12 protein-coding genes are annotated in these 14,319 nt (G+C 53.4%); 9 read left to right on the forward strand and 3 right to left on the reverse strand.

Annotated elements, in window-relative coordinates; all coding sequences use genetic code 11:
• The first annotated feature begins 95 nt into the window (after positions 1 to 95).
• From phoB to malZ, 5 genes are all read left to right on the forward strand, one after another.
• Positions 96 to 785 (forward strand): phosphate response regulator transcription factor PhoB, encoded by a 690-nt coding sequence (gene phoB, locus OGY68_RS06405; protein ID WP_003830970.1) that lies wholly within the window; start codon positions 96 to 98, stop codon positions 783 to 785.
• Between the two features lie 50 nt (positions 786 to 835).
• Entirely contained in the window at positions 836 to 2,131 is a 1,296-nt protein-coding gene (gene phoR / locus OGY68_RS06410) for a phosphate regulon sensor histidine kinase PhoR (protein ID WP_057067582.1), read from the forward strand.
• Between the two features lie 404 nt (positions 2,132 to 2,535).
• Positions 2,536 to 3,855 carry a branched-chain amino acid transporter carrier protein BrnQ gene (brnQ, locus tag OGY68_RS06415; RefSeq protein WP_003021501.1) on the forward strand — a complete coding sequence of 440 codons (1,320 nt, stop codon included), beginning with the start codon at positions 2,536 to 2,538 and terminating at the stop codon, positions 3,853 to 3,855.
• Between the two features lie 81 nt (positions 3,856 to 3,936).
• On the forward strand, positions 3,937 to 5,310 hold the full coding sequence (proY, locus tag OGY68_RS06420; RefSeq protein WP_008783922.1) for a proline-specific permease ProY: 1,374 nt from the start codon (positions 3,937 to 3,939) through the stop codon (positions 5,308 to 5,310).
• A 138-nt stretch (positions 5,311 to 5,448) separates the two neighbouring features.
• The gene (gene malZ / locus OGY68_RS06425) at positions 5,449 to 7,266 is read left to right on the forward strand and encodes a maltodextrin glucosidase (protein WP_057067581.1); all 1,818 of its coding nucleotides are present in this window, start codon (positions 5,449 to 5,451) and stop codon (positions 7,264 to 7,266) included.
• Here malZ and OGY68_RS06430 read toward each other — a convergent pair.
• Complete coding sequence (locus OGY68_RS06430) at positions 7,260 to 8,162, reverse strand: LysR family transcriptional regulator (RefSeq protein ID WP_275382832.1); 903 nt, start codon at positions 8,160 to 8,162, stop codon at positions 7,260 to 7,262. The two genes, malZ and OGY68_RS06430, sit on opposite strands and share 7 nt — an antisense overlap.
• A 273-nt stretch (positions 8,163 to 8,435) precedes the next feature.
• Here OGY68_RS06430 and OGY68_RS06435 point away from each other — a divergent pair, with 273 nt between their 5' ends.
• From OGY68_RS06435 to OGY68_RS06445, 3 genes are all read left to right on the forward strand, one after another.
• Positions 8,436 to 9,077, forward strand: a complete 642-nt coding sequence (locus OGY68_RS06435) for a hydrolase (protein WP_003021513.1) — start codon at positions 8,436 to 8,438, stop codon at positions 9,075 to 9,077.
• Positions 9,078 to 9,250: 173 nt separating this feature from the next.
• Positions 9,251 to 9,796, forward strand: coding sequence for an antibiotic biosynthesis monooxygenase (locus OGY68_RS06440; protein ID WP_003830975.1), 546 nt, complete (start codon positions 9,251 to 9,253; stop codon positions 9,794 to 9,796).
• Positions 9,797 to 9,817: 21 nt separating this feature from the next.
• Positions 9,818 to 11,686, forward strand: a complete 1,869-nt coding sequence (locus OGY68_RS06445; RefSeq protein ID WP_219988121.1) for an amidohydrolase — start codon at positions 9,818 to 9,820, stop codon at positions 11,684 to 11,686.
• A gap of 67 nt (positions 11,687 to 11,753) precedes the next feature.
• Here OGY68_RS06445 and OGY68_RS06450 read toward each other — a convergent pair whose 3' ends face one another.
• A complete protein-coding gene (locus tag OGY68_RS06450) occupies positions 11,754 to 12,356 on the reverse strand; it encodes a peroxiredoxin (protein WP_003021524.1) in 603 nt (200 codons plus the stop codon).
• Positions 12,357 to 12,524: 168 nt separating this feature from the next.
• Entirely contained in the window at positions 12,525 to 13,106 is a 582-nt protein-coding gene (gene acpH / locus OGY68_RS06455) for an ACP phosphodiesterase (RefSeq protein ID WP_003830978.1), read from the reverse strand.
• A gap of 90 nt (positions 13,107 to 13,196) precedes the next feature.
• Here acpH and queA point away from each other — a divergent pair, with 90 nt between their 5' ends.
• Positions 13,197 to 14,267, forward strand: a complete 1,071-nt coding sequence (gene queA, locus OGY68_RS06460) for a tRNA preQ1(34) S-adenosylmethionine ribosyltransferase-isomerase QueA (protein WP_003021529.1) — start codon at positions 13,197 to 13,199, stop codon at positions 14,265 to 14,267.
• The last annotated feature ends 52 nt before the right edge of the window (positions 14,268 to 14,319 follow it).

Below are 14,319 nucleotides of genomic sequence, written 5' to 3' on the forward strand. Positions count from 1 at the left end.
TAAACCTGGACTATCTTTTCATAAATCTGTCATAAAACTGACGCATAATGGCACCGTATTGATGGCAAACGATTTAATTATAAACAGGGCAAATCATGGCGAGACGTATTCTGGTCGTAGAAGATGAAGCTCCAATTCGTGAAATGGTCTGCTTCGTGCTCGAGCAAAACGGTTTTCAACCCGTAGAAGCCGAAGACTATGACAGTGCTGTGAACCAACTCAATGAACCCTGGCCGGATCTCGTCCTGCTTGACTGGATGCTTCCCGGCGGCTCGGGTCTACAGTTTATTAAGCATCTCAAGCGCGAAGCCATGACGCGGGACATCCCCGTGATGATGCTGACGGCGAGGGGAGAAGAGGAAGATCGCGTCCGGGGTCTGGAAACCGGTGCGGATGACTATATTACCAAGCCGTTTTCTCCCAAGGAGCTGGTGGCGCGTATTAAAGCTGTGCTGCGTCGTATTTCCCCCATGGCGGTGGAAGAGGTTATTGAGATGCAGGGGCTGAGTCTTGATCCCACATCACATCGCGTGATGACCGGCGAAGAACCGCTGGATATGGGGCCGACCGAATTCAAACTGTTGCACTTCTTTATGACTCACCCCGAGCGTGTATACAGTCGTGAACAACTCCTCAATCATGTCTGGGGAACCAATGTCTACGTGGAAGACCGGACAGTGGATGTGCATATCCGTCGCTTACGTAAAGCGCTGGAGCACAGCGGACACGATCGTATGGTGCAGACAGTTCGCGGGACGGGATATCGTTTTTCGACCCGCTTTTGACTGACAAGAATCAGGGCCTGATGGATTAGGCCGTATATGGAGTAAGACGTTTGCTAGAACGATTGTCATGGAAAAGGTTGGTACTGGAGCTGATCCTGTGCTGCATACCGGCATTTATCCTTAGCGCTTTTTTCGGTTACCTGCCCTGGTTTTTACTGGCGTCGGTAACGGGCCTGCTTATCTGGCATTTCTGGAATTTATTACGTTTGTCCTGGTGGTTATGGGTCGACAGAAGCATGACGCCGCCGCCGGGGCGAGGCAGTTGGGAGCCGTTATTATATGGGCTGCATCAAATGCAGCTTCGCAACAAAAAGCGCCGTCGAGAACTGGGTAACCTGATTAAACGTTTTCGCAGCGGGGCGGAATCCCTACCCGACGCGGTGGTGTTGACCACCGAAGAAGGCGGTATCTTCTGGTGTAACGGACTGGCTCAGCAGGTTCTGGGACTGCGTTGGCCGGACGATAGCGGGCAAAATATTCTTAACCTGCTGCGCTACCCGGAATTCACACAATATCTGAAAACGCGCGATTTTAGCCGGCCAATAAATCTGGTGCTCAATACCGGACGGCATCTGGAAATTCGCGTGATGCCCTATACCGATAAGCAATTGTTGATGGTGGCGCGCGACGTTACCCAGATGCACCAACTGGAAGGTTCACGGCGTAACTTTTTCGCCAACGCCAGCCATGAGTTGCGCACACCGCTGACGGTGCTGCAAGGCTACCTGGAAATGATGCAGGAGCACCCGCTGGAAGGGACAACGCGCGAAAAAGCGCTGCATACCATGCGCGAACAAACGTACCGTATGGAAGGCCTGGTGAAACAGCTGCTGACGCTGTCAAAAATTGAAGCTGCGCCGACGTTGCAACTGAATGAGAAAGTCGATGTGCCCATGATGCTGCGCGTGATCGAGCACGAAGCGCAAACCCTGAGCCAGCATAAACATACGTTTACCTTTGATGTCGATAACAGCCTGAATGTGCGAGGCAACGAGGAGCAGTTGCGTAGCGCTATCTCGAATCTCGTGTACAACGCGGTGAACCACACACCAGCGGGAACGCACATTACCGTACGCTGGCAGCATGTGCCGTCAGGGGCGGAGTTTTGCGTGGAAGACAACGGTCCGGGCATTGCCTCCGAGCATATACCACGTTTGACCGAACGTTTTTATCGTGTGGATAAGGCGAGATCGCGACAAACGGGCGGTAGCGGTCTGGGTCTGGCCATCGTGAAACATGTGCTGCATCACCACGACAGCCGTTTGAACATCGAAAGCGAACCAGGCAAAGGGACGCGATTTAGTTTCATGATCCCGGAACGTTTCATTGCCAAAATTAACGGCTAAGACGTATTCGTAAGATAATCTTTCCAAAAGCCAGCGCAAGCTGGTTTTTTTATGTGGTCAATAGATGCCTCCTGAATTTTACGACGTTTGATTGTTTTTTGTTCGAATGATTACCCATACCTTTTTCCATGAAATGGTGTTTTGTGCTAACCCTATTTTTCATATCGCTATATTGTTCTGGTTTTTGGATCCCACCTTGCTTTAAAACGTTATAAGCGTTTAAATTGCGCTCCAGGTGCTGTCATACCGACTGCATTTACGCGGTAAATCGAAAAACTATTCTTCGCCGCGCCAGGTCGGGAGTGTTTCCCGCTGGAATTGAGCAAAAATGCCGCTGTATTGTCCCCCAGGGAAAGGCAAAAATTTACTATTTTCAACACCACATCCACAGGCAGTAAGACTTTATGACCCATCAGTTAAAATCGCGCGATATTATCGCTTTGGGATTTATGACATTTGCACTGTTCGTTGGTGCAGGTAACATCATCTTCCCCCCAATGGTTGGTTTGCAGGCAGGTGAACACGTCTGGACTGCGGCTTTTGGCTTTTTGATTACGGCCGTTGGCCTGCCGGTACTTACCGTTGTCGCGCTGGCGAAAGTCGGCGGTGGTGTGGACCGACTGAGCACGCCTATCGGTAAAGTTGCCGGTCTGCTGCTGGCGACCGTTTGCTATCTGGCCGTTGGGCCGTTATTCGCTACCCCGCGTACCGCGACGGTCTCTTTCGAAGTCGGGATTGCACCGCTGACTGGTGACTCTGCGCTGCCGCTGTTTATCTATAGCGTTATCTATTTCGCGATTGTCATTCTGGTTTCGCTTTATCCGGGCAAACTGCTGGATACGGTGGGTAATTTCCTGGCACCGCTGAAAATTCTGGCGCTGGTGGTCCTGTCTGTCGCTGCAATCGTCTGGCCAGCAGGCCCGATCAGTAATGCGATGGAAGCCTATCAAACTGCGGCGTTTTCTAATGGCTTCGTGAACGGGTATCTGACCATGGATACGCTGGGCGCGATGGTGTTTGGTATTGTTATCGTTAACGCCGCTCGCTCGCGTGGTGTTACTGAAGCGCGTCTGCTGACCCGTTATACCGTTTGGGCGGGTTTAATGGCGGGTGTGGGCTTAACGCTGCTGTATCTCGCGCTGTTCCGCCTGGGTTCAGACAGCGCGATTCTGGTCGATCAGTCTGCTAACGGCGCGGCGATTCTGCATGCGTATGTTCAGCACACCTTTGGCGGTGCAGGAAGCTTCCTGCTGGCGGCGCTGATTTTCATCGCCTGTCTGGTCACCGCGGTTGGCCTGACCTGTGCGTGCGCAGAGTTCTTTGCCCAGTACGTTCCACTGTCTTATCGCACGCTGGTATTTATCCTCGGCGGCTTCTCGATGGTGGTTTCTAACCTGGGTCTGAGCCATCTGATTCAGATCTCTATTCCGGTGCTGACGGCTATCTATCCGCCATGTATCGCACTGGTTGTATTAAGCTTTACCCGCTCATGGTGGCATAATTCTTCCCGCGTCATTGCTCCTGCGATGTTTATCAGCCTGATTTTTGGTATCCTTGATGGCATTAAAGCTTCTGCAATTGGCGACGTGTTACCGGCCTGGACCCAGCGTTTACCGCTGGCGGAGCAGGGGCTGGCGTGGTTGATGCCAACAGTCGTGATGGTGGTCCTGGCAGTTATCTGGGATCGCGCCGCGGGTCGACAAGTGACCTCCAGCGCACACTAATATCACTGACAATAAGTTTTAACCACGGGGCTATTAACATGGCCCCGTGGTTTTTTTATTGTGTTAACAGGTTAGGAATCGATGGAAAGTAATAACAAGCTAAAGCGTGGGCTGAGCACCCGGCACATCCGCTTTATGGCATTAGGTTCAGCAATTGGTACCGGGCTGTTTTACGGCTCGGCCGACGCTATCAAAATGGCGGGGCCAAGCGTATTGCTGGCCTATATTATCGGCGGTGTCGCGGCGTACATTATTATGCGTGCGCTGGGCGAAATGTCTGTTCATAACCCGGCAGCCAGCTCCTTCTCGCGCTACGCGCAGGAAAACCTCGGACCGCTGGCAGGCTACATTACCGGCTGGACCTACTGTTTTGAAATCCTGATTGTCGCCATTGCCGACGTGACAGCCTTCGGCATATACATGGGCGTCTGGTTCCCGGCGGTACCGCACTGGATTTGGGTACTCAGCGTGGTGCTGATTATCTGCGCCATCAACCTGATGAGCGTGAAGGTGTTTGGTGAGCTGGAGTTCTGGTTCTCGTTCTTCAAAGTCGCCACCATTATCATCATGATTGTCGCCGGTTTCGGTATCATCATTTGGGGGATTGGCAACGGCGGGCAACCAACCGGTATCCATAACTTATGGAGCAACGGTGGCTTCTTCAGCAACGGCTGGCTCGGAATGGTGATGTCGCTGCAAATGGTGATGTTTGCCTATGGCGGGATTGAGATTATCGGGATTACCGCAGGCGAAGCCAAAGACCCGGAAAAATCTATTCCGCGCGCCATCAACTCCGTACCAATGCGTATCCTGGTATTTTATGTGGGGACGCTGTTCGTCATTATGTCTATCTACCCGTGGAACCAGGTGGGTACCGACGGTAGCCCGTTCGTTATGACGTTCCAGCATATGGGCATTACTTTTGCTGCCGGGATCCTCAACTTTGTGGTTCTGACTGCGTCGCTGTCGGCTATTAACTCTGACGTCTTCGGTGTGGGGCGTATGCTACACGGCATGGCGGAGCAGGGCAGTGCCCCGAAAATGTTCGCCAAGACGTCGCGTCGTGGCGTGCCGTGGGTGACGGTAATGGTGATGACTATCGCGCTGCTGTTTGCGGTGTATCTTAACTACATCATGCCGGAAAACGTCTTCCTGGTGATCGCCTCTTTGGCGACCTTCGCCACGGTATGGGTGTGGATTATGATCCTGCTGTCGCAGATTGCTTTCCGTCGTCGTCTGCCGCCGGATGAGGTCAAAGCGCTGAAATTTAAAGTTCCGGGTGGGGTAACGACGACCGTTGTTGGCCTGATTTTCCTGGTCTTTATCATCGCGCTCATCGGCTATCATCCGGATACCCGCATTTCGCTGTACGTCGGCTTTGCGTGGATTGTCCTGCTGCTGGTAGGATGGGGATTCAAGCGCCGTCGCGAGCGCCAACTGGCTGAAGCACAGTAATATTTTTGCCGGGTAGCTTTGCGTTACCCGGCAAGTTTCTCCTCCCCCGAACTCCTCCCCCAATAAACGTTAAGATGATGAGTGATCCTGCACTTCGCTATGGCAAGGTGACGTCATTATCATCAAAGGGGATACGTGATGTTGAACGCCTGGCACCTTCCGGTTGCCCCATTTGTTAAGCAAAATAAAGATCAACTGACGATTACATTATGGCTGGCGGGGGAAAATCCACCCCAGCGGGTGACGCTACGCGCAGAAAACGATAACGAAGAGATTTCGCTGGCTATGCACAAGCAGCGCAGCCAGCCGCAGTCGGGTGTGACCGCGTGGCGAGCGGCGATCGATCTCTCCAGCGGGCAGCCTCGTCGACGCTATAGCTTTAAATTACTTTGGCTCGATCGTCAGCTGTGGTTCACCCCACAGGGATTCAGCCGTTTTCCGCCTGCGCGTCTGGAGCAGTTTGCGGTTGATGTGCCGGATAACGGTCCGCAGTGGGTTGCCGATCAGATTTTCTATCAAATTTTCCCGGACCGTTTTGCCCGCAGCCAGTCGCGTGAAGCGGGCCAGGATAACGTCTATTACCACCACGCCGCCGGACACGACATCGTGCGGCGCGAATGGGACGAACCGCTTACGGCTCAGGCCGGTGGCTCCACGTTTTATGGCGGCGATTTGGACGGCATCAGCGAAAAGCTACCGTACCTGAAAACGTTAGGGGTCACGGCGCTGTACCTGAATCCTGTATTTACCGCCCCGAGCGTGCATAAATACGATACCGAAGATTACCGTCATGTTGATCCGCAATTTGGCGGCGACAGGGCGCTACTGCGTCTGCGGCACAACACCCAACGGCAGGGCATGCGTCTGATTCTCGACGGCGTCTTTAACCATAGCGGCGATTCGCACGCCTGGTTTGACCGACATAATCGGGGGACAGACGGGGCGTGCCATAATCCAGAATCCCCCTGGCGCGACTGGTATCATTTCTCAGCCGACGGCGTTGCGCTCGACTGGCTGGGATATTCCAGCTTACCTAAGCTGGACTTTTCCTCGGAAAGCCTGGTGAATGAAATTTATCGTGGTGAAGACAGTATCGTCCGCCACTGGCTGAAAGCGCCGTGGAGTATGGACGGCTGGCGTCTTGATGTGGTGCACATGCTGGGAGAGGCCGGAGGTGCACGTAACAACCTACAACATGTGGCCGGAATTACGCAGGCGGCAAAAGAAACCCAGCCAGAGGCGTATGTGGTGGGTGAGCATTTTGGCGATGCGCGCCAGTGGTTGCAGGCTGATGCAGAAGATGCCGCCATGAACTATCGCGGCTTTACTTTCCCCCTCTGGGGATTTCTCGCCAATACCGATATCTCATACGACCCGCAATCCATTGATGCCCAGACCTGTATGGCATGGATGGATAACTACCGCGCGGGGTTGTCGCATCAGCAACAGCTGCGGATGTTTAACCAGCTCGACAGCCACGATACCGCCCGCTTTAAATCTCTGCTCGGTAAAGACGTCGCACGGTTACCGCTAGCGGTGGTATGGCTGTTTACCTGGCCTGGCGTGCCCTGTATTTACTACGGTGACGAAGTGGGGCTGGATGGGAACAACGATCCGTTTTGTCGCAAAACGTTCTCGTGGCAGCCTGAAAAACAGGACGCTACTCTGCTGGCGTTGTATCAGCGGTTGGCAAAATTACGCCACCAGAATCAGGCGCTGCGCCACGGTGGTTGCCAGGTGATTTACGCCGAGGATAACGTGGTGGTGTTTGTTCGCGTGCTAAACCGACAGCGCGTCCTGGTGGCGATTAACCGTGGCCACGCTTGTGAAGTGGTCCTGCCAGCCTCGCCATTACTGAGCGTGAGTCAATGGCAGCACAAAGAGGGCAACGGCATGCTTGCCGACGATATCCTGACGTTGCCGGCGATTTCCGCCTCAGTATGGATAGGTCATTGATATAAGCGCGCAATCTCCGGGCTTGCCAGCAGCGTTTCCCGCCACCAGCGCTGTGCCAGCCCATCGCGGTTATTGCGCCATGCCATATAAGCCACGTCTTTTTGGCGAAATGAGATAACCGTTTTTTCCACCAGCTCGCCCGTGGTAAGCCACGGGCTGGCAATATGGCGGGGGAGAAATCCGCAGCCCATACCGGCTCGTAGTAGCATCACCTTACTGTGGAAGTCATCGACGCGGATTTGCGCCTGTTCCTCCATCAGATTGGTTTGTAACGGATGGCAGAAGCGGGCGCTGTCGCTGATAACAATCGCCCGATGCAGGCATAACTGTTCGTTGGTCAGGCTGTCTGCTGCTGCGGCCAGCGGATGCTCAGGCGCAACGACAAACACATTGTCCAACGTGCCGAGCATTTTATAGGACCAGGCTGCAGACGTTGGCGGTTCATTAATTGCCCCCAGAATAATATCGGCTCCATTATGGGTCAGCTCCTCCCAGGAGCCCGCCAGCGTATGGTGGGTAAAACTGAGGCGAGTTTGCTTATTCAGCGCATGAAATTCATCGATAATGGGCAACAGCGCGGCGAAAGGGAAGGAGTCGTCCAGCGCAATTGCCAGCTCTTTTTCCCAGCCTGAACTCAGCTGTACCGCCTGCTTTTCGAGATCTTTTGCCGCATTCAGCAGCAAACGCCCTTTTTCCAGCATCATCTGTCCGGTATCGGTAAATTTTGCCCGGTGCCCGGAACGGTCAAGCAGCTCGATATTCAAATCGCTTTCCAGCTTCTGAATCATATAGCTGAGTGCGGCAGGGGTTTTAAACAGCGACTCGGCCGCTGCGGCAAATGAACCCTGTTTGTCGAGTGCGTCGAGAATAAGCAAAACATCCAGATTAATGCGCATAAGCAGAAAATATCCTGAAAATTAAACCCTTCTGTTGTACCGAATGAAGAAAAACAATGCCAGTGAATAAATTAGATGAGTCATGCGCATTTTTTTGATGTTGTTTAGGATATATCGCAACACAAAATTAATAGTTTCACAGGATAGTAAGTTTTCTTTAATAACTCGTTAGAAATTTCCCGCTATACTCAACAAGCTTTCTGATTCAGGATCCTGCTGCTGACGGCAGATACAGACCGTTGCCTTTTAACTTATTGATTAAGAAGGTGTGCTATGTCTATTCGGGAACTGATTGACCCTCAAAATTCTACGCTTATTTTTATTGATCATCAGCCGCAAATGTCATTCGGTGTGGCGAATATTGATCGCCAGACTTTAAAAAATAATACCGTTGCATTAGCGAAAGCCGGGAAAATATTCAATGTTCCGGTGATTTATACTTCTGTAGAAACTAAAAGTTTTAGCGGATATATCTGGCCGGAATTGTTAGCGGTTCATCCTGATGTCAAACCCATTGAACGCACCTCAATGAACTCCTGGGAAGATGCGGCGTTTGTGAAAGCGGTGGAAGCGACCGGGCGTAAAAAACTGATTATCTCCGCGCTGTGGACCGAAGTATGCCTGACTTTTCCGGCGCTGATGGCACTGGAGGCAGGCTATGAAGTTTATGTGGTAACGGATACCTCCGGCGGCACGTCCGTAGATGCTCATGAGCGTTCTATCGACCGCATGGTACAGGCAGGTGCCGTACCCGTAACCTGGCAACAGGTTCTTCTCGAGTACCAGCGCGACTGGTCCCGCAAAGAAACCTACGACGCCGTAATGGATCTGGTACGCGAGCACAGCGGCGCCTACGGTATGGGCGTGGATTATGCCTATACCATGGTGCATGGCGCGCCGGAACGTAAAGCTTAAATACATGTCATCCTTCATGTTGCATCTTTGTTGGCTTCGCTTGCGTACCCCGGTCACTTACTTATGTAAGTGACCGTGGATCCACAGCCTTGCCGCCTCGATGCACCATGAATGATTTTGTGTATTGCTTTCCTGGCCTAAGCGGCCTGTTTCCTGTCAACAAGGAACCCTTCATGGCGCAGAACAAACATGTGACGTTGGTAATTACTCACACTCTGCTACCTGAGCAGGCGCAGCGGTATGAGCAGTGGCTGGGGAAAATCATGCCTGTAGCGGCTGAATTTCCCGGTCATCTCGGGGCGAACGTGATTCGCCCGGCAGATGGCAACAACCTGTGGAACATCATTATCCGCTTCGACACGCTTGAGCATCTGTATAGCTGGACCCAGTCCGATACGCGCCGCGTGTTGGTCGAAGAGATTGCTCCACTGCTGGCTGAAGGTGACAAAACTGAAATTCGCACCGAAGCAGCATTCTGGTTTACGCCGCCCGCGCCCCATGTACGCCAGCCCAAACGCTGGAAACAGTTTCTGATAACCCTGCTGGTGATATTTCCCAGTACCAATCTGGTGCCGTGGTTGACCGGCATTGTGTTGCCTGCAATGAAGGGCTCGTTACTCCTGCATCTCATCAATGATGCCTTTGTGGTTGCGCTAGTGGTCTGGTTCTGGATGCCCATCGTAACCCGTCTGTTTGCCGGATGGCTGAAAAAAGCCTGACCGGTATCTCAGGAGATTGTTATGTCTCAAACTGCCACACTGATTCTGACTCACGGAAAAATTCATACTCTCGACAGGCAAAGTCCGCAGGTCGAGGCGGTGGCGATCGCCAACGGAAAGATCCTGGCGACCGGTAGCCACGAACGGGTAATGAGCTTTGCCGCCGAAGGGACGCAGGTTGTCGATCTGCAAGGACATACGGTGATTCCGGGCCTGAACGATTCGCACCTGCACCTTATTCGTGGTGGACTGAATTACAACCTGGAATTGCGTTGGGAGGGCGTGCCGTCACTGGCGGACGCGCTACGCATGCTCAAAGACCAGGCTGACAGAACGCCGTCGCCACAATGGGTACGCGTAGTGGGCGGCTGGAGTGAATTCCAGTTTGCCGAACGTCGCATGCCAACCCTCGAAGAACTGAATGAAGCCGCTCCTGATACTCCGGTTTTTGTTCTGCATCTCTACGACCGGGCTTTGCTCAACCGCGCCGCGCTGAAAGCGGTTGGCTATACCAAAGCGACGCCGGATCCGGCGGGCGGTGAGATTGTGCGTGATAGCAACGGCAACCCGACCGGAATGCTGATCGCTAAACCGAACGCGATGATCCTTTACTCGACGCTGGCAAAGGGACCAAAACTGCCGCTGGAAATGCAGGTTAACTCGACCCGTCAGTTTATGCGTGAACTGAACCGTCTGGGACTGACCAGCGCCATCGATGCGGGCGGCGGCTTCCAGAACTACCCGGAAGATTACGAGATCATTGAGCAGTTACACGCTAACAAACAGATGACGGTACGTATTGCCTACAATCTGTTTACCCAGCGTCCGAAGCAGGAACTGGAAGACTTTGAACGCTGGACCGATATGCTCAAGCCAGGGCAGGGAACCGACTTCTATCGTGCCAACGGGGCGGGGGAAATGCTGGTCTTTTCTGCAGCGGATTTTGAAGACTTCCTTCAGCCACGTCCGGATCTGCCGGAGGGGATGGAAGATGAGCTGGAGCGCGTGGTTCGTCACCTGGTGGAGCATCGCTGGCCGTTCCGCCTGCACGCCACCTACGATGAATCTATCAGCCGAATGTTGGACGTATTTGAGAAAGTTAATCGTGATATCCCGTTCAATGGCCTGCACTGGTTCTTCGATCACGCCGAAACAATTACTGAACGGAACATTGAGCGTGTAAAAGCACTGGGCGGCGGGATTGCGGTCCAGCACCGTATGGCGTTCCAGGGAGAGTATTTTGTCGATCGCTACGGCAAAGACGCGGTTAAACATACGCCGCCGGTGGCGAAAATGCTGGCGGCTGACGTTCCGGTCGGGCTGGGGACTGACGCCACCCGCGTGGCCAGCTACAACCCGTGGACCGCGCTCTACTGGCTGGTTTCGGGCCGTACCGTTGGCGGGATGGCGATGTACGATGATAACAACCGTCTGCCGCGTGATGTTGCCCTGGAACTGTGGACGGCCGGTAGCGCCTGGTTTTCCAGTGAGCAGGGTAAGAAAGGGCGCATCGAGAAAGATCAACTGGCCGACCTGGTGGTGCTGTCTAAAGATTACTTCAGCGTGCCGGAAGAAGAGATCAAAGGTATTGAGTCGGTGATGACCGTTGTTGATGGCAAAGTGGTTTACGCCGCAGGGTATTTCACCCCGCTGGCACCACCTGCTATTCCGATTGTGCCGGACTGGTCGCCAGTGGTGAAGGTGCCAGGGCATTATCGCTCAGCACCACCTGCTGCGGCGAAAATTGGCGCAATGGTGCAGATGCACCAGTGCTGCGGCAGCTGCGGCGTACACGGCCACCAGCATGATATTGCGCGGAAATCGGGGATTCCGGTGTCAGATGACCGGGCTTTCTGGGGCGCGCTTGGCTGCTCCTGCTTCGCGTTTTAATCGCTTATCGGATCTGCTAACAATAAAAAAGGCCCGCATTTGCGGGCCTTTTGTCGATTCATGCCAATTACAGGCTGGAAACGTTCTCGGTCAGGTATTTTGCCACGCCGTCCGGAGACGCGTTCATACCTTCTTTACCTTTTTCCCACTGTGCCGGGCAAACGTCGCCGTGCTCTTCGTGGAACTGCAGCGCGTCAACCATGCGCAGCATTTCGTCGATGTTACGACCCAGCGGCAGATCGTTAACCACCTGGTGGCGAACAACGCCGTTAGCGTCGATCAGGAAAGAACCGCGCAGCGCAACGCCCGCTTCCGGGTGCTCGATGCCGTAGGCTTTCTGGATTTCGCGTTTGATGTCAGCAACCATTGCGTATTTCACTGCACCGATGCCGCCTTTGTCGACAGGGGTGTTACGCCATGCGTTGTGGACAAATTCAGAGTCGAAGGAAACGCCAACAACTTCAACGCCGCGCTTCTGGAATTCTTCGTAACGTTTGTCGAATGCGATCAGTTCAGACGGGCAAACGAAGGTGAAGTCCATCGGCCAGAAGAACAGAACGGTGGTTTTACCGTTGGTATGCTGTTTGAAGTTGAAGTTTTCAACGATCTCACCGCTACCCAGTACCGCAGCTGCTGTGAAATCCGGAGCCTGACGAGTTACCAGTACCATATAATTCTCCTGCAAAGTTAAGGGGTTTTTGGAACGCAACGCGGGCCAGTATAGAGAGTGTTCGGGAATAAGACAAAGAGGCGCTGGCAATCAATGAGACAGGTTTTGTCTATCAATCTTTTGCCGGACGGCGGCTACTGCTTATCCGGCGGGGAATGCGGGCTGCGATCAAAGGGTTTTACACCGCGCCTGTTCCATCATTTGCGGATAAAACTGCCAGAATCGTTCTTCTAACGCATCGTAATGCGTATCGAGGTCATACCATGAGTCGCGTAGGGCATCGAGCCGTGGACGGCGGCTGGCCATGCCGTTCAGGACGTTCTGGATAAAATCCATGTCCCGGTAGCGCTCAAGCCATTTCTCTGACCATATATAGTTGTTCAGATTGATAAAGCGCGGCGGCGATTCCGGCAAAATAGTGGTTACCTGGGTACGGGCATAGCGCACAAAGTCTGTCAGCGGGAAGTCAGGGGAGATTTCCGACCAATGGCGCGACAGGAAATGATCCCACATAACGTCCAGCGTAATCGGCGCGACGCGGCGCGTTTCGCTACGAAACCACTCTTTGGCTTCACGCACCTGCGGTAAGTTATCGGTCATCACGTCGATACGACGATGCATGAAGATGCCTGCTACCACATCAGGCGAGTAGTGTGTTTCCGGATTACCCCGGACAAAATCGGCCAGCAGATTGCCGGAAAGCGAGCTATCGGCAAGGTGAGCGAGATGCAAATGTGCAAGAAAATTCATAGTTAAACGTTTATCCAGAGGGGTAAAGGTTGCAGGGAGAACGCCCCGGCACTAGACTACCCGCCTCTTATTTTAGTCTGAGTCAGTGTCATGCGCGTTACCGATTTCACCTTTGAACTACCCGAATCCCTGATTGCCCACTATCCGCAAGCTGAGCGCAGTAGCTGCCGCTTGCTGTCTTTGGACGGGCCGACGGGCGCGCTGACGCACGGTACTTTCACCGATTTGCTCGATAAGCTCAACCCTGGAGACTTGCTGGTCTTTAACAACACCCGCGTCATTCCTGCGCGTCTGTTTGGTCGTAAAGCCAGCGGCGGCAAGATTGAAGTGCTGGTCGAGCGTATGCTGGATGACAAACGTATTCTGGCGCATATTCGTGCCTCGAAAGCGCCGAAACCGGGTGCCGAGCTGCTGCTGGGCGACGACGAAAGTATTAAGGCGACGATGGTCGCCCGCCATGACGCGCTGTTTGAAGTTGAGTTTAACGACGAACGCAGCGTGCTGGATATCCTCAACGCCATCGGCCATATGCCGTTGCCGCCGTATATCGACCGTCCGGATGAAGACGCCGACCGCGAGCTGTACCAGACCGTGTACAGCGAAAAACCGGGTGCCGTCGCTGCGCCGACCGCGGGTCTGCATTTTGACGATCCGCTGCTGGCTAAACTGCGCGATAAAGGCATTGAAATGGCGTTCGTCACCCTGCACGTTGGCGCGGGTACTTTCCAGCCGGTACGCGTAGACACCATCGAAGACCACATTATGCATTCCGAATATGCGGAAGTGCCGCAGGATGTAGTGGACGCGGTGCTGGCGGCGAAAGCGCGCGGTAATCGCGTGATTGCGGTAGGTACCACCTCCGTGCGTTCGCTGGAAAGTGCGGCGCAGGCGGCCAAAAACGATCTCATCGAGCCGTTCTTCGGCGATACACAAATCTTTATTTATCCAGGCTATAAATATCAGGTGATTGATGCTCTGGTCACCAACTTCCACCTGCCGGAATCAACGCTGATTATGCTGGTTTCCGCATTTGCTGGTTATAAAAACACCATGCACGCCTATCATGAAGCGGTAAAAGCGGAATATCGCTTTTTTAGTTACGGGGATGCCATGTTTATCACGTACAATCCGCAGGCTATTTCTGAGCGTGTCGGGGAGTAAGTCTCCGGCATGAGTGTTTAAAACGTCGGACTGTTTTTCTGACGCAGGAGTG

Source organism: Citrobacter sp. Cpo065 (assembly GCF_030332805.1).
GTDB lineage: Bacteria > Pseudomonadota > Gammaproteobacteria > Enterobacterales > Enterobacteriaceae > Citrobacter > Citrobacter portucalensis.